The following is a 20,208-nucleotide window of genomic DNA, read 5'->3' as shown; positions in this document are numbered from 1 at the left end:
GCGCTGTCAGAGTGCCGAAACCAGCCAACCCGCACGTGCTCGTCCGTCCCGTGAACGGAGCTGACGCACATGAACCGCCGCACCGACCACCGCATCAACGGACCCGCGCCCCGCTGCACCGACCACCGCATCAACGGACCCGCGACCCGCCGTGCCGATCGTCGCGTCAACGGTCCCGCGACCCGCCGCGCCACCCTCGCCCTCGCCGCGGCCGCCCTGCTCCTCGCCGCGTGCACCGGCACCGGAGGCAGCACCGAGGGCGCGGACGCGAAGGCCCCCGACGACCCGTCCCGGGTGAGCGGAACCATCACCGTCCTGACCGTCCGCACCGACCTCGTGCAGGACGGCACGATGGACCGCTACGCCGCCGCGTTCAACAAGACCCATCCCAAGGTCAAGGTCGAGTTCCAGGCCCTCACGAACTACGAGTCCGAGATCAAGATCCGGATGAACACGGAGAACTACGGCGACGTCCTGCTGATCCCCGCGGTGATCGAGAAGGACGACTACCCGAAGTTCTTCGCCTCGCTCGGCAGCCAGGAGGAACGCCGCGAGAAGTACCGCTTCACCGACTTCACCACCGTGGACGGCAAGGTCTACGGGCAGAGCCCGGTCGGCGTGGCCCCCGGCTTCGTCTACAACAAACGGGTGTGGAAGGAGGCCGGGATCACCGAGTGGCCCACCACCCCGGAGGAGTTCCTCGCCGCCCTGAAGGCCGTGAAGTCCCGGACCGACGCGATCCCCTACTACACCAACTTCGCCGCCCAGTGGCCGCTGACCTCCTGGACGTACGTCAACGGCTCCGTCAGCTGCGACACCGCCGCCACCACGAAGCTCGCCGAGGGCAACCCGTGGGCCGAGGGCGCCGATCTGCGCGTCGCGGACACCCTGCTGCACGGCATCGTCGCGCAGGGCCTCGCCGAGAAGGACCCGACCACCACCAACTGGGAGGCCTCCAAGACCCGGCTGGCCAAGGGCGAGATCGCCACCCAGTGGCTCGGCACCTGGGCGGTCGTCCAGTTCCGGGACGCCGCCCGCAAGGCCGGCGTGAACCCCGACGACATCGGCTTCATGCCCTTCCCGGCCCAGGTGGACGGCAGGTTCTGCGCGGTCGTCGCCCCCGACTACCACCAGGCCGTCAACATCCACTCCGACCACAAGGAGGCGGCCCGCGCCTGGATCGACTGGTTCACCGACAAGTCCGGCTACGTCGAGGACAACCTCGCCATCTCGCCCCTCCAGGACGCGCCGCTGCCCGAGGTGCTGAAGCCCTACGAGGAGCAAGGCGTCGAGCTCATCGAGGTCGACGACGCCCGGGGCGCCGAGGTCAAGCGGATCGACAACGAGTCCGAGGTCGGCATCTACAAGCCCGACTACCGCCAGGACCTCGTCGACCTGGCCCGCGGCGCCCGCGACGGCGATCTGGACGGCTTCCTCGACGACCTCGGCAGGCGCTGGACCGAGGCCCGGAAGTCCCTGGGGTCCTGATGGCGCACCTCACCGAGAAGGCCCGGGGCACGGCACCGGCCGCACCCGCCCCGCCCCGGCCGGCCCCGGCACCCCGCCGGGCCCGCCTGCGGCGGGGCGTCACCCCCTGGCTGTTCCTGCTGGCCCCGCTCGCGCTGCTGGTCACCTTCACGTACGCGCCGATCGTCAACATGATCGCGTACAGCTTCACCGACTGGGACGGCGTAAGCCCCGAGCTGCGCTTCACGGGGCCCGGCAACTACGCGGAGATCTTCACCCGCGAGGACCTGTTCCAGGTCTTCTTCGTCTCCGGCTACTACCTCGCCGCCTCCGCGGTGCAGATCGTCGCCGCGCTCTACTTCGCCACGATCCTCAGCTTCGACGTCCGCTTCCGGAACTTCTTCAAGGGCGTGCTGTTCTTCCCGTACCTGATCAACGGGGTGGCGATCGGCTTCGTCTTCCTCTACTTCTTCCAGGACGGCGGCACCCTCGACTCGGTGCTCGGCCTGTTCGGCGCGGACCCCGACCACGCCTGGCTGGGCGACCCCGTCTCGGCGAACACGTCCCTCGCGGGCGTGTCCGTCTGGCGCTATCTCGGCCTGAACTTCGTCCTGTTCCTCGGCGCGATCCAGTCCATCCCCGGCGAGCTGTACGAGGCGGCCGAGCTGGACGGGGCGAACCGCTGGCAGCAGTTCCGGCACATCATCGCGCCCGGCATCAAACCGGTGCTCACCCTGACCGTGATCCTGTCGGTCTCCGGCTCGCTGTCCGCCTTCGAGATCCCGTACATCATGACCGGCGGCGCGACCGGCACCGAGACCTTCGTGATCCAGACCGTGAAGCTGGCGTTCCAGTTCAACAAGACGGGGCTCGCCTCGGCGGCGGCCGTCGTGCTGCTGCTGATCATCCTGCTGGTGACCTGGGTGCAGCGCCGCCTCGTTCCCGACGAGAGGGTGGACCTCGTATGACCCGCCGCGTGCCGGCCCGCACCCTGGTGTACCTGTCGCTGGCCCTGGCGACGGTGGTCGTCCTGCTCCCGCTGACGGTGGTCGTGCTGACCTCGCTCAAGACCGAGCGGGAGATGGCGGACGACGGCGGCGCGCTGTCCCCGCCGGAGAACCCGCTGAACTTCGCCAACTACGTGACGGCGTTCCAGGACGGCCGGATGCTCTCCGCGTTCGGCAACACGGCCTTCGTCCTGCTGTTCGCGGTCGGCGGCACCGTGCTGATCGGCTCCATGACGGCGTACGCGATCGACCGGTTCCGGTTCCGCTTCCGCAAGCCGGTCCTGGCGGCCTTCCTGGTCGCCGCGCTGGTCCCCGGGGTCACCACCCAGGTCGCGACCTTCCAGATCGTCACGAGCCTCGGCATGTTCGACTCGCTGTGGGCGCCGATCGCTCTCTACATGGGTACCGACATCGTCTCGATCTACATCTTCCTGCAGTTCGTCCGGTCCATCCCGGTCTCCCTGGACGAGGCCGCCCGCCTCGACGGCGCCGGCGCCTTCACCATCTACCGCAAGATCATCTTCCCGCTGCTGAAACCGGCGATCGCCACGGTCGTCATCGTGAAGGGGATCACCGTCTACAACGACTTCTACATCCCCTTCCTCTACATGCCCTCCGAAGACCTTGGCGTGATCTCGACGTCGCTTTTCCGCTTCCGCGGCCCCTTCGGCGCGCACTGGGAGACCATCTCGGCAGGAGCCGTGCTGGTCATCCTGCCCACACTGATCGTCTTCCTGGCCCTCCAGAAGTTCATCTACAACGGCTTCACCAAGGGAGCGACCAGATAACCCCACAGAGGGCACACCCCTCAGGGGCGCGAGGAACTGCGCGCCCAACCACAACGAACCCGCACCCGCCCCCCGCCAGAACCCCTACGGCCCTCAGGGGCGCGGGGAACTGCGCGACCAGCCACACACGACCCGCACACGCCTCCCGGCAAAACCCCCTACCCCGGCTTCGCCGCCAACGCCTCCACCAACACCGGCGTCACCAACTCCACCTGCCACGCCCGAGCCCCGTACGCCCCCAACGCCTCCGCAACACCTACGGAGTCCACCCGCTGCGGCGGCTCCCAGCACAGACGCCGCACGGCATCCGGCGCGACCAGATTCTCCTGCGGCAGATTCAGCTCCTCGGCCAGCGCGGTGACCCCCGCGCGGGCCGCGGACAGCCGGGCGGCGGCCGCCGGATCCTTGTCGGCCCACGCCCGCGGCGGCGGCGGCCCGGCGACGGGCTGCCCCGGCTGCGGCAGCTGCGACTCGGGCAGCGCCTTCGCCCGGTCGACGGCCGCCTGCCACTGCTCCAGCTGCCGCCGCCCCATCCGGTGCCCGAACCCGTTCAGCGCGGAGAGGGCGTGCACATTGCCCGGAAGGGCGAGCGCGGCCTCCACGATGGCCGCGTCCGACAGCACCTTGCCCGGCGACACATCGCGCCGCTGCGCGATGGCGTCCCGGGTCTGCCACAGCTCGCGCACCACGGCGAGCTGGCGCCGGCGCCGCACCTTGTGCATGCCGGACGTCCGCCGCCAGGGGTCCTTGCGGGGCTCCGGCGGCGGCGCCGACGCGATCGCGTCGAACTCCTGCCGGGCCCACTCCAGCTTGCCCTGCCGGTCCAGCTCCTTCTCCAGCGCGTCGCGCAGGTCGACCAGCAGCTCGACGTCGAGGGCGGCGTAGCGCAGCCAGGGCTCGGGCAGCGGGCGGGTGGACCAGTCGACGGCGGAGTGGCCCTTCTCCAGGACGTAGCCGAGTACGTTCTCGACCATGGCGCCGAGGCCGACGCGCGGGAACCCGGCGAGCCGCCCGGCCAGCTCGGTGTCGAACAGCCGGGTGGGCACCATGCCTATCTCGCGCAGGCACGGCAGGTCCTGGGTGGCGGCGTGCAGCACCCACTCGGTGTCGGACAGCGCCTCGCCGAGGGCGGACAGGTCGGGGCAGGCGACCGGGTCGATCAGCGCGGTGCCCGCGCCCTCGCGGCGCAGCTGCACCAGGTAGGCGCGCTGGCCGTAGCGGTAGCCGGAGGCGCGCTCGGCGTCGACGGCGACGGGGCCCGAGCCGTCGGCGAAGGCGGCGATCACCCGGGCGAGAGCGGCCTCGTCCGCGATCACGGGCGGGATGCCCTCACGCGGCTCCAGCAAGGGGATCGGCGCCTCCGTAGCAGAAGATCCGCCGTCGTCCGGAGGGGCGCCTCCGGTGGTTCGCAGTGAACTGTCTGCTGCGGTGTCGTGGGCGTCGGTCACCTGTCAAGGGTATCCGTACAGGCGAATGGCTGACCTGTCCCTCCGCACACGAGCGAGGCTGACCAGCGAAAACAAGCCTCGCCGCTGCGCGTCGCCGCGCAGGGTTTCACCGCCGTCCGCCCTGGTCGCACCATCTCACCCGCCCCAGAGGACGAAAGCCCCCGGAGAAGAAAGAGGGGGCGCGGACGCGCGATGCCCGCCGGCGGAACGTTCCGCCGACGGGCACCGGAGGGTCGTGAACCGGTCAGTTCGGGGGATCACGGGGTGCGGGCAGGGGTCGGTGGATTCAGTGGATGATGCCGGTGCGCAGGGCCACGGCGACCATGCCGGCCCGGTCACCGGTGCCCAGCTTGCGGGCGATGCGGGCGAGGTGGCTCTTGACAGTCAGGGCGGACAGGCCCATCGAGACGCCGATGGCCTTGTTGGACTGGCCCTCGGCGACCAGCCGCAGCACCTCCACCTCGCGGCCGGACAGCTCGCGGTAGCCGCCCGGGTGGCTCGGGGCACCCGGGGGGCGGCGGTGCAGGCGGGCGGCGGCGGCGCCGATGGGGGCGGCGCCGGGCCGGGTGGGGAGCCCGACGTTGGTGCGGGTGCCGGTGACGACGTAGCCCTTCACACCGCCCGCGAGGGCGTTGCGGACGGCGCCGATGTCGTCGGCGGCGGACAGGGCGAGCCCGTTGGGCCAGCCCGCGGCGCGCGTCTCCGACAGGAGGGTCAGGCCGGAGCCGTCGGGCAGGTGGACGTCGGCGACGCAGATGTCGCGGGGGTTGCCGATGCGGGGACGAGCCTCGGCGATGGACGACGCCTCGATGACGTCGCGCACACCGAGCGCCCACAGATGGCGGGTGACGGTGGAGCGGACGCGTGGATCGGCGACGACGACCATGGCGGTGGGCTTGTTCGGGCGGTAGGCGACCAGGCTTGCGGGCTGCTCGAGGAGAACGGACACCAGGCCTCCTGGGGTGCGGGACGGCTTTGAAGGTCACAGTCGTCTTCGGCACCAAACCTGCGGGGCTTTAGGGAATGATCACGATCTAGTGAGTAGCAATCGGTGCAATTCGGACACCCTGTCGATCGTTCGGTGAACGAATCGGTTCGTTCGAGTGACTACTCCTGATTGAAAGTGGCCGTATCGACAAAACGACGGTCGGTCGGCCGCTGGTCAGCGTGACTGCGGCCCGCGCCGCTGCGGCAACGTCACCACCGAAGCGTCACCCGGACCGGCGGGCGGCAGCCCGGCCACCTGAGCCAGCAGATCGCACCAGGCCGCCAGATGCCCCGCCGTGTCCGGCACCCCGCCCAGCCCCTCCCGCGGCGTCCACGAGGCACGGATCTCGATCTGCGAGGCAGCCGGGCGCTCCGACAGCCCGCCGAAGTAGTGGGAGCTGGCCCGGGTCACCGTGCCGCTCGGCTCGCCGTACGTCAGCCCGCGCGCCTGCAGCGCCCCGGTCAGCCACGACCAGCACACGTCCGGCAGCAGCGGATCGGCCGCCATCTCCGGCTCCAGCTCCGCGCGCACCAGCGTCACCAGCCGGAACGTGCCCCGCCAGGCCTCGTGCCCGGCCGGATCGTGCAGCAGCACCAGCCGGCCGTCGGCCAGGTCCTGCTCGCCGTCGACCACCGTCGCCTCCAGGGCGTACGCGTACGGCGCGAGCCGCTGCGGGGCCCGCGTGGCCTCGACCTCCAGCTGCGGGCGCAGCCGCGCCGACCTCAGGGCGTCGACGGCGGCCCGGAAGACCGGCGGAGCCGCCTCACCCGCATGCAGACCCCTCTCCTTCGGGTCGTCCATTCCGCCAGCGTCGTCCGACAGTCGTCCCTGAGCCGCAGCCATGCGGGGAAGATTAAGCGGAACGGGCGCCCGGCGCAGGGAGAGACACCCCGCCGGTCGTACCGGTGTGCGCAGGGCCCGGCCGGGGCCGTCGGCGTGCCGTGCGAAACTTGCCCCGTGAGTGCCAACCAGACGCAGCCTTCCGCGACGTACGACTCCGCCTTCCTCAAGGCGTGCAGGCGCGAACCCGTGCCGCACACGCCCGTGTGGTTCATGCGGCAGGCCGGGCGCTCGCTGCCCGAGTACCGCAAGGTCCGCGAGGGCATCCCCATGTTGGAGTCCTGCATGCGGCCCGAGCTGGTCACCGAGATCACCCTCCAGCCGGTGCGGCGGCACGGCGTGGACGCGGCGATCTTCTTCAGCGACATCGTCGTCCCGCTCAAGGCCATCGGCGTCGACCTCGACATCAAGCCCGGCGTCGGCCCGGTCGTCGAGCGCCCGGTCCGCTCCCGCGCGGACCTCGACCGGCTCCGGGACCTCACCCCCGAGGACGTCCCCTACGTCACCGAGGCCATCGGGATGCTCACCCGCGAGCTGGGCTCCACCCCGCTCATCGGCTTCGCCGGCGCCCCCTTCACCCTCGCGAGCTACCTCGTCGAGGGCGGCCCCTCGCGGACGTACGAGAACGCCAAGGCGATGATGTACGGCGACCCCGAGCTGTGGGCCGACCTGCTGGACCGCCTCGCGGACATCACGGCCGGGTTCCTGAAGGTCCAGATCGAAGCGGGCGTCTCGGCGGTCCAGCTGTTCGACTCCTGGGCCGGCGCGCTCGCCCCCGTCGACTACCGGCGCTCCGTCCTGCCCGCCTCGGCGAAGGTCTTCCAGGCCGTCGCCGGCTACGGCGTCCCGCGCATCCACTTCGGCGTCGGCACCGGCGAGCTGCTGGGTCTGATGGGCGAGGCGGGCGCAGACGTCGTCGGCGTCGACTGGCGCGTCCCGCTGGACGAGGCCGCCCGCCGGGTCGGCCCCGGCAAGGCGCTCCAGGGCAACCTCGACCCGACCGTCCTGTTCGCCTCCACCGAGGCCGTCGAGGCCAAGACCCGCGAGGTGCTGGACGCGGCGGCCGGCCTGGAGGGCCACGTCTTCAACCTCGGCCACGGTGTCATGCCGGCCACCGACCCGGACGCGCTGACCCGCCTGGTCGACTACGTCCACACGCGGACCGCCCGCTGAGCCGAAGCCTCACCAGGTGTGCCGGGGCCGGGCCTGCCTGCCGAAGGGCAGGCCGCGCGGCTCCGGCGGCGGTGGCGTGCCCGGCTTGAGCGGCCAGGCGAGCAGCATCCCGGCGAGGAAGCCGACGATGTGCGCCGCGTACGCCACGGTGCCGGCGTCCGAGACGCCCTCGCCGGAGGAGTACACCGCCTGGAGCCCGAACCAGAAGCCCAGCACCAGCCAGGCCGGCAGCCTCAGCGGCAGGAAGATCAGGAACGGCACCAGCACCCACACCCGGGCCTTCGGATACAGCACCAGATAGGCGCCGAGGACCCCGGCGATCGCCCCGGACGCGCCGATCAGCGGCTCGCCCGAGCCGGCGTTGAGGAGCGCGAAGCCGTACGTCGCCGCGTAGCCGCACACCAGGTAGAACAGCGCGAAGCGGACGTGGCCCATGCGGTCCTCGATGTTGTTGCCGAAGATCAGCAGGAACAGCATGTTGCCGAGCAGGTGCAGCCAGCCGCCGTGCAGGAACATCGCGCTGAGCACGCTCAGCTCCGGTGACTTGCCGTAGTCCGGCGGCGCCACGACACAGCCCGGTCCCTGCGGGCCCACCGCCGTCTCGCCGGTCGGCACCAGCCGCGGCATCCGGTGGTGGATCAGCTCCTGCGGCACCGCCGCGTACTGGTCCAGGAACGCGTGCAGATGGCACTGCTGGGCGAGGGCCGTGTCCCCGGCCACGGTGCCGGCCAGGCCGGGCATGAACAGGAACGCCAGCACGTTGGCGGCGATGAGCGCGTACGTCACCCAGGGCGTACGGCGCGCCGGGTTCACGTCATGGACGGGGATGACCACAAGGGAGTAGTGCCCGGGATGCGCGCGGCGAATACGCCTGAACGGCGCGGTTCAGGCGTACGTATGTTCCGGCGACCGCCTCTGCCGCGACGACGTGAGGAACAGCCGATGAGCGACCGTGTGACCCCTCCGATGCACGCCCTGCCCGACGGCGAGGCGGAACTCGCCCTCGTCGTCCGGCTGCCCTGGGAGGACGTGGCCCGGCTGGGCCAGGAGGCCGGGCGGCTGGCCGCGCAGATGCAGCGGCCGGTGACGCTGGACGAGGCGGTGAGCCACCGGCTGCGCTCCGCGCGGGTCGCTGCGCATGCCAGGCCGGGGACGACTGAGGCGGTTGCCGCTTCCGGGGCGTCCGTGGCGTCCTTGCCGCGGGTCAACGGGACGGCTTAGCCGATACGCGGGCTGCGGGCCGGCGGGGGCCGTTCGCGCAGTTCCCCGCGCCCCTGGTGGGTCCACTGGTCCTACCGGAAAGGGGCGCGGGGAACTGCGCGACCAGCCGCCCACGACCCGCACCCGGCGACGCGACCGCACCCTCGCGGCGCCGCTACGGCGCTTCCCGCACCGCCACCGCGGCCTTGCGCGCGGCGACCTGCACCGGGTCCCACACGGGGGAGAACGGCGGCGCGTACCCGAGGTCCAGGTGGGCCACCTGCTCCACGGTCAGCCCGGCGGTCAGCGCCACCGCGGCGATGTCGACCCGCTTGCCCGCCCCCTCCCGCCCGACGATCTGGACGCCGAGGAGGCGGCCGGTGCGGCGCTCGGCGAGCATCTTCACGGTCATGGGGGAGGCGCCGGGGTAGTACCCCGCGCGGCTCGTGGACTCGATCGTGACCGCCACGTACTGCAGGCCCGCGCGGTGCGCGTCCTTCTCGCGCAGACCGGTGCGGGCGATCTCCAGGTCGCACACCTTGCTGACCGCGGTGCCGACCACACCGGGGAACGTGGCGTACCCGCCGCCGATGTTGGTGCCGATGACCTGGCCGTGCTTGTTGGCGTGGGTGCCCAGCGCGATGTGCCGCTCGCGGCCGGAGACCAGGTCCAGCACCTCCACGCAGTCGCCGCCGGCCCAGATGTTCTCGTGACCGTGCACCCGCATCGCGAGATCGGTCAGCAGACCGCCGTGCGCGCCGAGCGGCAGGCCCGCCGCGCCGGCCAGCGTGGTCTCCGGGCGCACCCCGATCCCGAGGACGACCACGTCCGCCGGGTACTCGCCGTCCTCGGTGGCCACCGCGCGGACCCGCCCGTCGTCCCCGGTGAGCACCTTGGTGACCTCGGCGTCGTCCACCATGGTGATGCCCATCCCCGTCATCGCCTCGCGCACCAGCCGGCCCATGTCGGGGTCGAGCGTGGACATCGGCTGGCTGCTCCGGTTGACGACCGTCACCTCGAAGCCGCGGCGGAGCAGTGCCTCGGCCATCTCCACGCCGATGTACCCGGCCCCGACGACCACCGCGCGGCGGCCCTCCACGGTGGTGAGGGTGTCCAGCAGGGCCTGTCCGTCGTCGAGGGTCTGCACCCCGTGCACGCCGGGCGCGTCCACACCGGGCAGGTCCGGCCGCACGGGCCGCGCCCCGGTGGCGATCACGAGATGGTCGTACGGCGTCCACGACTCGGCACCGGAGGCGAGGTCCCGCGCGCGGACCCGCTGCCCGTCGACGTCGATCTCCGTGACCTCCGTGCGCAGCCGCAGGTCGATGCCGCGCTCCCGGTGCTCCTCGGGGGTGCGGGCGATCAGCCGGTCGCGGTCGTCGACGTCACCGCCCACCCAGTAGGGGATGCCGCACGCCGAGTACGAGGTGAAGTGGCCCCGCTCGAACGCCGTGATCTCCAGTTCGCCGGGGCCCTTCAGGCGGCGGGCCTGGGACGCCGCGGACATTCCCGCGGCGTCCCCGCCGATCACCACCAGACGCTGCCGGGCACCCTTCGGACGGTTCGTACGGCTCATGTTCATGCGAACACGCTACGGGGGCCCGGGATTTCAGTCGCGCGGCCCTTCCGGTTCCGCGCGCCGCGTGCCCTGGCTCCCCGCGGACGCGTGGGCCTCCTCCCCCGACCCGCCGGTCCCACCGGTCCCGCCGGTCCCGCCGGGCTCGCCTCCGTGCGCGGGCAGCGGGCCGAGCGCCGTCACCGCGGCCGGCTCCGCCGCGCGGTGCGCCCGCCGGGGCCGGACGAGCCGCAGCCACGCCAGCACCAGCAGGGCCGCCAGCGCGGCGAAGGGCAGCACCGCGGCGAGCGCCACGACGATCCAGCGCAGCATCCCGAGGAACGCCGCCCAGCCGCCGCCGAGCGCGTCCGCGACGCCCGGGTCGTCGTCCCCGGTGTCCTTCACCGCCGGCGTCTCGTTCAGCGACACGGTGATCGTCGCCAGACTCGTCCGGTCCTTCAGCGACGCCTGCCGGGCGAGCAGTGACTCCAGGTCGGCCTGCCGGCTGCTCAGCTCGCCCTCCAGGGTCACCACGTCGCCGAGCTTGGTCGCCTCCTCCATCAGCTTGCGGATCCGCTCCACGCTGGCCCGCTGGGTGCGGATCCGGCTCTCCACGTCGACGACCTGCTCGGTGACGTCCTGCGCCTTCGCGGTGCGCTCCAGCAGCCGGCCCGTGCCCTCCAGGTCCTCCAGCACCTCCTCGTACGGGTCGACCGGCACCCGCAGCACCAGCTCGGTGTACTCCTCGTCGTCGTTGCGGTGGGTGGTCTCCCGGCCGACGTGGCCGCCCGCGCCCTCGGCGATCGCGCGGGTCTCGGCGAGCGCCCGGGGCACGTCCTTCACCTGCACGGTCAGGGACGCGGTGCGGATGATGTGGCTCGCGGCGGGCTTCGGCGCCTTGTCCTGCGCGGTCCGGTGCCGGCTGCCGGAGGAGCCCTCCGCGTAGCCCGCCCCCGCGTCGGCGGCCTTGGCCCCCTTGTCGGCGGCCCCGGACGCGTCGCCCTCGCCGCTGCATCCGGTGGCCGCGAGGGCGGTGGCCAGCAGCAGCCCGGCGAGATACCGGACGGGTCGTCGGGCGGAGTGTCGAGTGCGCATACGGGTGTACCCCCCGGGTTTCGGTGCGACGGACATTCCTGTGACGCGCGGACGGCGGCGAACGTTTGGCGGGCCAGGCCTCGAACCGGTCACGGTCGGGCCTCGGCCGGGACACGGCCCGCGGGCGGCACTGTCAGTGGTGTCTGAGAGGGTGGGGGCATGAGCGGAGTACGGAACGGCGACGGCGGACGGGTCGTCGTCATCGGAGCGGGGATCGCCGGGCTGGCCGCCGCCCACCGGCTGCTGGAGCGCGGGGCGCGGGTGACCGTGCTGGAGGCGTCCGACCGGGTCGGCGGCAAGCTGCTGCCCGGCGAGATCGCGGGCGTACGGGTCGACCTCGGTGCCGAGTCCCTGCTGGCCCGCCGCCCCGAGGCGATCGGCCTCGCCCGCGAGGTGGGCCTCGCCGGCCGGCTCCAGCCGCCCGCCACCAGCACCGCCGCGCTGTGGACCCGCGGCGCCCTGCGCCCCATGCCCAAGGGGCACGTCATGGGCGTCCCCGGCACCGCCGAAGCCCTGTCCGGCGTCCTCTCCGAGGAGGGCGTGCGCCGCATCGAGCGGGACGCCGAACTGCCCCGCACCGAGGTCGGCGACGATATCGCGGTGGGGGAGTACGTGGCGGCCAGACTGGGCCGCGAGGTCGTCGACCGCCTGGTCGAACCCCTGCTGGGCGGGGTCTACGCGGGCGACGCCTACCGTCTCTCGCTGCGCTCCGCCGTCCCCCAGCTCTTCGAGGCCGCCCGCACCCACACCTCGCTCACCGAGGCCGTCCGGGAGATCCAGGCCAAGGCGGCGGCGAACCCGCGGACCGGCCCCGTCTTCATGGGCCTGGAGGGCGGCGTCGGCACCCTGCCGCTCGCCGTCGCCGACTCGGTGCGCTCCCGCGGCGGCGAGATCCTGACCCGGACGCCGGCGACCGAGCTGCGGCGGGACACCGGCACGGGCTGGCGGATCACCGCGGGCGGCCGCACGCTGCACGCGGACGCCGTGGTCGTCGCCGTCCCCGCGCCGGCCGCCGCCGTCCTGCTGCGCGCCGAGGCCCCCGCGGCCGCGGCCGAGCTGGCGGCCGTGGAGTACGCGTCGATGGCGCTGATCACCCTCGCCTACCGCCGCGCCGACGTCCGCCTCCCCGAGGGCAGCGGCTTCCTGGTCCCCCCGGTCGACGGCCGCACCGTCAAGGCGGCCACGTTCGCCTCCCACAAGTGGGCCTGGATCGCCGAGGAGGACCCGGAGACGGTGGTCCTGCGCACCTCGGTCGGACGCTACGGCGAGACGGAGATCCTCGGCCGCGACGACGCCGGCCTGGTCGCCGTCTCCCGCCACGACCTCGCGGCGGCCACCGGCCTCGACGCCGCCCCCGTCGCCACCCGCGTCACCCGCTGGGACGACGGCCTGCCGCAGTACCCGGTCGGCCACCACGCGCGCGTGGCCCGCGTCCGCGGCCACCTCGCCGGCCTGCCCGGCCTCGCCGTCTGCGGCGCGGCCTACGACGGGGTCGGCGTCCCCGCGTGCGTCGCGAGCGCGTACGCCGCGGTGGACCAGCTGGCCGGTGACCTGCGCGGTGTGGAGCAGCTCACCGCCCACCCGGTGCAGAGCCTGCACGGCGGAGCGGGAGAATGAGGGACATGAGTGACGACGCCACCACCACCGGCCGGATCCCGAACAAGGGCAAGCTGGCCAAGGACCTCAACGAGGTCATCCGCTACACCCTGTGGTCCGTGTTCAAGCTGAAGGACGTCCTCCCCGAGGACCGCGCGGGATACGCCGAAGAGGTGCAGGAGCTGTTCGACCAGCTCGCCGCGAAGGACGTGACGATCCGCGGCACCTACGACGTCTCGGGTCTGCGCGCCGACGCCGACCTGATGATCTGGTGGCACGCCGAGACCAGCGACCAGCTGCAGGAGGCCTACAACCTCTTCCGCCGCACCCGCCTGGGCCGCGCGCTGACGCCGGTGTGGTCCAACATGGCGCTGCACCGCCCGGCCGAGTTCAACCGCTCGCACATCCCGGCGTTCCTCGCCGACGAGACGCCCCGCGATTACGTCAGCGTCTACCCCTTCGTGCGCTCCTACGACTGGTACCTGCTGCCGGAGGAGGACCGCCGCCGCATGCTCGCCGACCACGGCAAGATGGCCCGCGGCTACCCGGACGTCCGCGCCAACACCGTCGCCTCCTTCTCCCTCGGCGACTACGAGTGGATCCTCGCCTTCGAGGCCGACGAGCTGTACCGCATCGTCGACCTCATGCGCCACCTGCGCGCCTCCGAGGCCCGCCTGCACGTCCGCGAGGAAGTCCCCTTCTTCACCGGCCGCCGCAAGTCCGTGGCCGACCTGGTGGCCGGACTCGCCTGACGGGCCGTCACCGCGCGGCGCGCGGTTCCGGCTCCGGGTGCGGCGCGCACGCGGCGCGCCGCCCCGGCACCCGGCCCTCCAGCAGATACGCCTCGACGTGCCCGTTCACACACGCGTTGGGGCCGCCCACGACGCCGTGCGTCCCGGCGTCCCGCTCGGTGACCAGCACCGACCCCGACAGCCGCCGGTGCAGCTCCAGCGCCCCCTCGTACGGTGCCGCGGCATCCCGCTCCGCCGCCAGGATCAGGGTCGGCGGCAGCTCGCCGGGCCCGGTCCGCACGTCCAGCGGCTGCTGGCGCGGCGCGGTCCAGTACGCGCAGGGCAGGTTCATCCAGACGTTGTCCCACGTCTCGAACGGCGCCACCCGCGCCAGCCGCGTGTTGTCCCGGTCCCACACCTCCCACTCGGTCGGCCACGGGGCGTCGTTGCACTCCACGGCCGTGTAGACCGCGCTCGCGTTCTCCGCCTCGGCCGCCGCCTCCCGGCGCGGCGCGGCCAGGTCGACCAGCGGCTGCGGATCGCCGTTCAGATACGCCGACAGCGCGTGCGCCCGCCCCGGCCAGTAGTCGTCGTAGTACCCGGCCTGGAGGAACAGGTTCTGCAGCTGCCCCGGCCCGACCTTCCCGCCGGCCGGCTCCGCGGCCAGCCGCGCCCGCGCCCGGTCGTAGCTGCGCTGCACGGCCTGTTCGGTCTCGCCCAGCCCGTACACGCCGTGGTGCCGGGCGATCCACTCCTTCACATCCGCCCAGCGCTCCTCGAACGCCGCCGACTGGGCGAGGTTGTTGCGGTACCAGATCCGCGCCGGGTCCGGGTTCACCGCCGAGTCGAACACCATCCGCCGTACGTGCGAGGGGAACAGGGTGGCGTACAGCGCCCCGAAGTAGGTGCCGTACGAGGACCCGAGGAACGTCAGTCTCTCCTCGCCCAGCGCGGCGCGCAGCACGTCGAGGTCGCGGGCGTTGTTGAGGGAGTGGTAGTGGCGCAGCGCGTCACCGGACCGCTCGGCGCAGCCGCGCGCGTACGCCTTGGCCTGCGCGATGCGTTCACGCTTGTACGACTCCGTGGGGTGGGTGGGCGCCTGGGTGGGGCCCTTGAAGACGTCCTTCGGGTCGCGGCAGGACAGCGGGGCGGACCGCCCGACGCCGCGCGGCGCGTAGCCGACCAGGTCGTAGGCGGCGGCGATGCGCTTCCACTCGGGGAGCATGCCGACCAGCGGGAAGTGGAAGCCGGAGGCGCCGGGGCCGCCGGGGTTGAAGACGAGGGCGCCCTGCCGGGGCACCTTGCGCTTGCTGTTGCCCGGGTCGCGCTGGGTGGCCCGGATCCGGCTGACGGCCAGCTCGATCTGCCGGCCGCCCGGCCGCGCGTAGTTGAGCGGGACCCGTACCGTGCCGCATTCCATCCGGCCCGGCAGGTCCTGGCCGGCGCCGTCGCACGGGCCGAACTCGACGCCCTGCACGGCCGCCCGGGCGACGGCCACCGCGGTGCCGCTCGCCTCCGGGGGCGCCGGGGTGCGGGGAGCGCTGCCGGCGGGGGCGGCGGCGAGGGTGGTCAGCAGCAGGGACCCGGCGGCCGTGTAGAGGGCGGCAGCTCTCATCGCGTACTCCCTTTCGGTGCGCGGCAGCGACAAAAGGGATGTTTCGTTCGCGTGTCACCGAAGGCAAGCACCGGGGGTCCGGTGTCGCCGCCCGTGCTTCCGCACCCCCCCGAACAGGTGTCGCCGGGATTCGGGGCGGGGCGGGGCCGGCGGAGGGACCGGCGCCGGGTCAGTGCCGGCGGTCGAACGCCGCCCGCAGTTCCGGTTCGCCGACGGCGCGGACGCCGTGGACGGCGACCGCGGTGAGGTACGCGCGGTCGTCGGTGTGGTCGCCGTGGTGCCGGGGCAGCGCGGCCAGCAGCCGCTGCCCGGCCGGGGAGGCCCACCGCGAGTACGGGTGCGCCTCGATGCGCGCGAGGGCCAGGCAGCTCAGGGCGAGGACGAGCGGCAGCGCGAACCAGCAGGCGATCAGGGGCCGCTCCAGCCCCGGTTCGCCGGGCAGCAGCAGCGCGGTGACGCCCAGCACGACCACGGCGGCGGCCGCGGCGCGCACCCGCCGCACACCGGCCGCGACCGTCGTCCGGGCCCCGGCCGGCACGGCCAGACCCGCGCGGACCAGCCGGTCGGCGAGCCCGCGCACCGCGTCGGTGGTCGCGGCGGCGGCCCGGACCGGAGCTATGGGGGACTGCCCGCGCGGGCCGATCGCTCCTATCACCGAGCGCTCGATGTCGTCCCGCCCGCGCGGGTCGACGACGGTTGCCCAGCCGGTGTGCGCGAGCAGCAGGCGGCGCTGACGGGCCATCGAGAGCAGCGCGAGATCGGCGACCCGCACGGGACCGCCGGACAGGAACGCGGCCTCGTAGAGCGTCAGTTCGTGTGCTCGGTCCGTGTCCGCCGCGGCCGTGCGTACGGCGGCGAGGCACAGGGAGGCGCACGCCGCACCGGCGGCGGACCAGGCGAGGAGCAGGAGCGGGACCCAGAACATGCCGTGTTTCTATGCCGTCGGTCCGTGGAATGCCATGCCCCGTTCAGGATCCGGACGGGGCGTTGCCGGAATGTGAGGGTCTGTTCCGTGGCCGTCGGGCGTGGTCCGGCCGGCCGGGAGGCGACCGGCCGGGAGGCGGCCGGGTCAGCGCCGCAGCAGGACCCGTCGGGCGCCGCGGGCGAGCCGTACGGCCGGACGCGCCGAGTACGGCACCGGGCCGGACCGCTCCCGCCACCACGCCCGCACCTCGCGCCGCACCCGCGCCTCCAGGCGGCCGGAGCGCAGCAGGTGCTCGGCGAAGTCCAGGGCGTCGCGCCGGTAGCCGCCGGTCATCGGGCGGCCGTGCGCGTAGGCGAGGAACTCCGTCCGGTACGCGTCCCCCAGCAGCGCGGGCAGCTCCGGCGCCACCTTCGCCACGACACCGGCCCGCTTCCCGGCGAGCGCCCGCGCCTGCACGCCCAGCCGGGCCCGGTCGAACCCCTCCGGCACGGGTGTCCCGGCGACGAGCGCGGAGAGCAGGGCGGTCTGGGCGAGGGCGAGCCGTTCCCGGGCGGGAGCTGTGGCGGGAGCGGAGGCTTCCGGGGCATCGGCGGGTGCCTCCGGAGCGGCGGAGGCGGTCGGGGCGGCGGCGGAGGCTTGCGGCGTGGGGGCCGAGGCCTTCGTGGCGCCGGCGGAGGCGGTCGGGGCGCTCGCCGGGGCGCTCGCCGGGGCGCCCGCCGCCCGCGCCCTCGCGCGGCCCTCCGCCAGGGCTGCGCGGATCGTCCGCAGCTCGCCCCTCAGCTCCTCCGCCTCCGGGAAGTTCTCGTCCCGCTCCAGCAGCACTCCGGGCGGTGACACCCGGGAGGCGAGGTCGGTGAGGATGTCGAGAACCGGACGCGGGACGGGGTGGGCGTGGCTGTCGTGCCAGACCCCGTCGCGCTCGAAGCCGCCCGCGACATGGACGTACGCGAGGGCCTCCAGGGGCAGTTCGGCGAGCGCCTTGGCGGGGTCCTCGCCGCGGTTGACGTGGTTGGTGTGCAGATTCGCCACGTCGATCAGCAGCCGCACGCCCGTGCGGTCCGCGAGGTCGTACAGGAACTGGCCCTCCGTCATCTCCTCGCCCGGCCAGGAGATCAGCGCGGCGATGTTCTCCACCGCGAGCGGCACGGGCAGCGCGTCCTGGGCGATCCGTACGTTCTCGCACAGCACGTCCAGCGCGTCGCGGGTGCGCGGCACCGGCAGCAGATGTCCCGCCTCCAGCCGCGGTGAGGCGGTCAGCGGGCCGCCCGCGCGGACGAACGCGATGTGCTCGGTGACCAGCGGCGAGCCCAGCGCCTCGGCCCGCTCGGCCAGCGCCGTGAGCCGGCCCGCATCCGGTCGGTCCGCGCCGCCGAGCCCGAGGGAGACCCCGTGCGGTACGACGGTCACGCCGCGCTCGCGCAGCCGCCGCAGCGAGTCGGGCAGATGGCCGGGGCAGACGTTCTCGGCGACGACCTCCACCCAGTCGACGCCCGGCATCGCCTCGACGGCGTCCGCGATCTCCGGCCGCCACCCGATGCCCGTTCCCAGTCGCCGCATGGTCCCCCACCTCCGCGCTCTCCAGCAGGCGTGAGGGGGGTATGGCCCCGGCCCCGGGCGCCGAACCCTGTCGCATCCACCTTCAGAGCAACATTTGAGGTTCGGTCCGCACGGGGCCGGGGAACGGGGTCGGGTCGGGGGTTCGCTCAGACCCTGCGGTAGCGGGCCATCGCGATCGAGAACAGGCCGAAGACGGCCAGGCCGAGCGCCACCAGACCGAGCAGCCAGGGCCCGGCCGGGGTGTCGGCGAAGGAGCGCAGCGTGCCGTCCAGGCCCTTGGCCTTCCCGGGGTCGAACTGCACCGCGGCGGTGACCACGAAGACGCCGGCCGCCGCGTAGACCAGGCCGCGCGCCACGCCGCCGGTGACGCCGAGGACGTCCACGACGCGCCGGGCCCGCCGGGACATCCGCGCCCTGTTGAGGTGCTTGTGGAAGGTGCGCCGGGCCGCGCGGACGCCGATCCCGACGCCGACGCCGAGGATGACGAGTCCCGCGAGGCCCACCAGCCAGCGTCCCAGGGGGAGTTCGAGGGCCCGGGCGGTGAGGTCCCGCGAGGTCGCGTCGCTGCCCTCGCTGTTCTTGGAGGAGGTGACGAACGTCAGCACGGAGAACGCCACGAAACCGTAGAAGACACAGCGGCTGGCGTTCAGTGCGCGCTTGGAGGCCTTGTCGCCGTCCGGGCCGGACGCTCCGAAGACGGCTTCGGTCAGCCGCCACAGGGCCATGCCGACCAGGCCGATGCCGATGGCCCACACCAGCGTCTCGCCGAACGGCTGCCGGGCCAGCTCCTGGACGGCTCCGCTGCTGTCCGCCTGCCGGGAGCCGCCGCTGCCGTCGGCGATGCGCAGCGCCAGCACGCCGATCAGCAGATAGATCGTGCCGCGCGCCACCAGTCCCCAGCGGGCCGCGGCGTCGACGACGGAACCGTTCGCCGCCCGGCGGGCGCGGGCGGCACCCGCGCCGCGCCCCGGCCGGAGTCGGGCCCGCAGGCCCCCTTGTGTCACGGACGATCCCGTCGCCATGGCCGCTGCCCTCCCGTCGTCGACCCGCCCCGGCGGTGTGTTCGATACCGGCAGGAGCCCGGATGCCCCCGCCGGGGCGGGATATGCGCCCGCCGCCGCCCGCACCCGGGGGTGCGGCCGGGGCACGGGCCGGTGGTCACCGGCGGCGCAGCTTGCCGAGGAGCGTGCGGGCCCGCGCGCGGTTGCGGGGATCCGACGCCGCCCGCCGCGCCGAGGCGACGGTCCGCCGGCCCTGGGGGGTGCGGCTGTAGCGCTTGATGCGGTCGAGTATGCCGGGCATGACAACCTCCGTGAGTCGTGTGTGCCGGACGTGTGTGCCGGACGGAGCGCTCGGCTCCTTTCCGTCCGTCTACCCGCGCTACGCGGTCGAACGCAGCCGTCGTGGTCGGACGCCTGTCGTGGCCGGACGCGGCCGTCGTGGTCGGACGCCTGTCGTGGCCGGACGCGGCCGTCGTGGTCGGACGCCTGTCGTGGCGGACGCAGCCGTCGTGGCCGGCCGCTGCTCTCGTCGCCGTCGTGGCCGGACGCGGCCGTCGTAGCCGAAGCCAGCCGTCGTCGCCGCACCCCGCCGGGACGGCCGCGTTTGCCCGCGGCGGATGCGGTAACGCGCTCTCCATGGCCAACTCACAGGAGCAGGAAGGCAAGACGGCGCGCGCCGCCCGTACGACGAAGGCGGTCGCGACCAAGGCAGCCGAGAAGACCGAGAAGACCGGGAAGGCAGCGTCGTCGACCGCGGCGGCGGGCGGCAGAACCGCGACGAAGGCGGCGGACAAGGCGGCGTCGCCGGGTGCCACCGCCGCGCGGGCGGCCCGGTCGGCGTCCGCCGGGGCGTCCCGGGCGGTGTCCTCCGCGAGCAGCGCGCTCGCGGGCACCCGGGAGACCGTCGTATCGGCCGCCGGCCAGGTCGCCTCGGTCGCCGGCACCGCGTGGACCGTCGTCAAGAACCGCAAGCTCATCGCCGCCGGAACCGCGACGGGCGTGACGGCCCTGGCCACGGCGTCCTTCGTGGCGGGCCGCCTCGTCGAGCGCAGCGGCCAGGGGCCGATCACCCGCCTGACCGGAGGCCGCATCTGACCGCCCGGACACCACGGCCCTCACACCCCCTGAAGGGCTGCCGGCGGACGCACCGCCCGTTCCCTCACCGCACGACAAGGCGGCAGCGGCCCGCCCGGACCACTCGCTGACGCGTGGTCCGGGCGGG

At 73.7% G+C, this 20,208-nt stretch carries 19 protein-coding genes; 8 read left to right on the top strand and 11 right to left on the bottom strand.

The genetic code is table 11. From position 1 onward, the window contains the following. The first annotated feature begins 69 nt into the window (after positions 1-69). Genes AB0K92_RS21820 through AB0K92_RS21810 form a run of 3 tightly spaced genes read left to right on the top strand, consistent with a single transcriptional unit; the run spans position 70 to position 3,262 of the window. Positions 70-1,488 carry an ABC transporter substrate-binding protein gene (locus AB0K92_RS21820; protein ID WP_365925248.1) on the top strand — a complete coding sequence of 473 codons (1,419 nt, stop codon included), beginning with the start codon at positions 70-72 and terminating at the stop codon, positions 1,486-1,488. Continuing rightward, positions 1,488-2,435 carry a sugar ABC transporter permease gene (locus AB0K92_RS21815; RefSeq protein WP_365925245.1) on the top strand — a complete coding sequence of 316 codons (948 nt, stop codon included), beginning with the start codon at positions 1,488-1,490 and terminating at the stop codon, positions 2,433-2,435. The genes AB0K92_RS21820 and AB0K92_RS21815 overlap by 1 nt, the downstream gene beginning before the upstream one ends. Continuing rightward, a complete protein-coding gene (locus tag AB0K92_RS21810; RefSeq protein WP_365925243.1) occupies positions 2,432-3,262 on the top strand; it encodes a carbohydrate ABC transporter permease in 831 nt (276 codons plus the stop codon). The genes AB0K92_RS21815 and AB0K92_RS21810 overlap by 4 nt, the downstream gene beginning before the upstream one ends. 158 nt (positions 3,263-3,420) lie before the next feature. On the opposite strand, the gene AB0K92_RS21805 is transcribed toward AB0K92_RS21810, so the two are convergent. The 3 genes from AB0K92_RS21805 to AB0K92_RS21795 all read right to left on the bottom strand — a co-directional run bounded on the left by AB0K92_RS21805 (position 3,421) and on the right by AB0K92_RS21795 (position 6,499). Next, positions 3,421-4,710 carry a ribonuclease D gene (locus AB0K92_RS21805; RefSeq protein ID WP_365925241.1) on the bottom strand — a complete coding sequence of 430 codons (1,290 nt, stop codon included), beginning with the start codon at positions 4,708-4,710 and terminating at the stop codon, positions 3,421-3,423. 286 nt (positions 4,711-4,996) lie between these two features. Continuing rightward, positions 4,997-5,659: a response regulator transcription factor gene (locus AB0K92_RS21800; protein WP_003993737.1), complete on the bottom strand. Its 663-nt coding sequence runs from the start codon at positions 5,657-5,659 to the stop codon at positions 4,997-4,999. A gap of 213 nt (positions 5,660-5,872) precedes the next feature. Beyond that, entirely contained in the window at positions 5,873-6,499 is a 627-nt protein-coding gene (locus AB0K92_RS21795) for a DUF3000 domain-containing protein (protein WP_365925239.1), read from the bottom strand. 156 nt (positions 6,500-6,655) lie between these two features. On the opposite strand from AB0K92_RS21795, the gene hemE reads away from it, so the two are divergent. Then, on the top strand, positions 6,656-7,711 hold the full coding sequence (gene hemE, locus AB0K92_RS21790; RefSeq protein ID WP_365925237.1) for a uroporphyrinogen decarboxylase: 1,056 nt from the start codon (positions 6,656-6,658) through the stop codon (positions 7,709-7,711). Between the two features lie 9 nt (positions 7,712-7,720). On the opposite strand, the gene AB0K92_RS21785 is transcribed toward hemE, so the two are convergent. After that, complete coding sequence (locus AB0K92_RS21785; protein WP_365925235.1) at positions 7,721-8,545, bottom strand: rhomboid family intramembrane serine protease; 825 nt, start codon at positions 8,543-8,545, stop codon at positions 7,721-7,723. Between the two features lie 108 nt (positions 8,546-8,653). On the opposite strand from AB0K92_RS21785, the gene AB0K92_RS21780 reads away from it, so the two are divergent. Continuing rightward, positions 8,654-8,932 carry a hypothetical protein gene (locus tag AB0K92_RS21780; protein WP_365925233.1) on the top strand — a complete coding sequence of 93 codons (279 nt, stop codon included), beginning with the start codon at positions 8,654-8,656 and terminating at the stop codon, positions 8,930-8,932. A gap of 154 nt (positions 8,933-9,086) precedes the next feature. Here AB0K92_RS21780 and AB0K92_RS21775 read toward each other — a convergent pair whose 3' ends face one another. Both AB0K92_RS21775 and AB0K92_RS21770 read right to left on the bottom strand, forming a co-directional pair. Then, on the bottom strand, positions 9,087-10,493 hold the full coding sequence (locus AB0K92_RS21775) for an FAD-dependent oxidoreductase (protein WP_365925232.1): 1,407 nt from the start codon (positions 10,491-10,493) through the stop codon (positions 9,087-9,089). A gap of 27 nt (positions 10,494-10,520) precedes the next feature. Next, positions 10,521-11,561, bottom strand: coding sequence for a DUF4349 domain-containing protein (locus AB0K92_RS21770; protein ID WP_365925229.1), 1,041 nt, complete (start codon positions 11,559-11,561; stop codon positions 10,521-10,523). 159 nt (positions 11,562-11,720) lie between these two features. On the opposite strand from AB0K92_RS21770, the gene hemG reads away from it, so the two are divergent. Both hemG and hemQ read left to right on the top strand, forming a co-directional pair. Then, positions 11,721-13,178 (top strand): protoporphyrinogen oxidase, encoded by a 1,458-nt coding sequence (gene hemG, locus AB0K92_RS21765; protein ID WP_365925227.1) that lies wholly within the window; start codon positions 11,721-11,723, stop codon positions 13,176-13,178. A gap of 5 nt (positions 13,179-13,183) precedes the next feature. Next, positions 13,184-13,909, top strand: a complete 726-nt coding sequence (gene hemQ, locus AB0K92_RS21760; RefSeq protein ID WP_365925225.1) for a hydrogen peroxide-dependent heme synthase — start codon at positions 13,184-13,186, stop codon at positions 13,907-13,909. A 7-nt stretch (positions 13,910-13,916) separates the two neighbouring features. Here the strand turns inward: hemQ and AB0K92_RS21755 are convergent, their stop codons facing one another. The 5 genes from AB0K92_RS21755 to AB0K92_RS21735 all read right to left on the bottom strand — a co-directional run bounded on the left by AB0K92_RS21755 (position 13,917) and on the right by AB0K92_RS21735 (position 19,287). Further along, the gene (locus AB0K92_RS21755; RefSeq protein ID WP_365925223.1) at positions 13,917-15,503 is read right to left on the bottom strand and encodes an alpha/beta hydrolase; all 1,587 of its coding nucleotides are present in this window, start codon (positions 15,501-15,503) and stop codon (positions 13,917-13,919) included. 169 nt (positions 15,504-15,672) lie between these two features. Next, positions 15,673-16,428 carry a TIGR04222 domain-containing membrane protein gene (locus AB0K92_RS21750; protein ID WP_365925221.1) on the bottom strand — a complete coding sequence of 252 codons (756 nt, stop codon included), beginning with the start codon at positions 16,426-16,428 and terminating at the stop codon, positions 15,673-15,675. Positions 16,429-16,572: 144 nt separating this feature from the next. Next, entirely contained in the window at positions 16,573-17,985 is a 1,413-nt protein-coding gene (locus AB0K92_RS21745) for a DUF692 domain-containing protein (protein ID WP_365925219.1), read from the bottom strand. Between the two features lie 146 nt (positions 17,986-18,131). Then, on the bottom strand, positions 18,132-19,007 hold the full coding sequence (locus tag AB0K92_RS21740; protein WP_365925217.1) for a DUF1206 domain-containing protein: 876 nt from the start codon (positions 19,005-19,007) through the stop codon (positions 18,132-18,134). 136 nt (positions 19,008-19,143) lie between these two features. After that, a complete protein-coding gene (locus AB0K92_RS21735) occupies positions 19,144-19,287 on the bottom strand; it encodes a hypothetical protein (protein ID WP_365925215.1) in 144 nt (47 codons plus the stop codon). Positions 19,288-19,622: 335 nt separating this feature from the next. Here AB0K92_RS21735 and AB0K92_RS21730 point away from each other — a divergent pair, with 335 nt between their 5' ends. Continuing rightward, entirely contained in the window at positions 19,623-20,081 is a 459-nt protein-coding gene (locus AB0K92_RS21730) for a hypothetical protein (RefSeq protein ID WP_365925213.1), read from the top strand. The last annotated feature ends 127 nt before the right edge of the window (positions 20,082-20,208 follow it).

Origin of the sequence: Streptomyces sp. NPDC052687 (genome assembly GCF_040678395.1) — a bacterium.
In the GTDB taxonomy this organism is placed as follows: Bacteria; Actinomycetota; Actinomycetes; order Streptomycetales; family Streptomycetaceae; genus Streptomyces.
The sequence above is the reverse complement of the archived record's forward strand: the minus strand, read 5'-3'. Positions and strand labels throughout refer to the sequence as shown.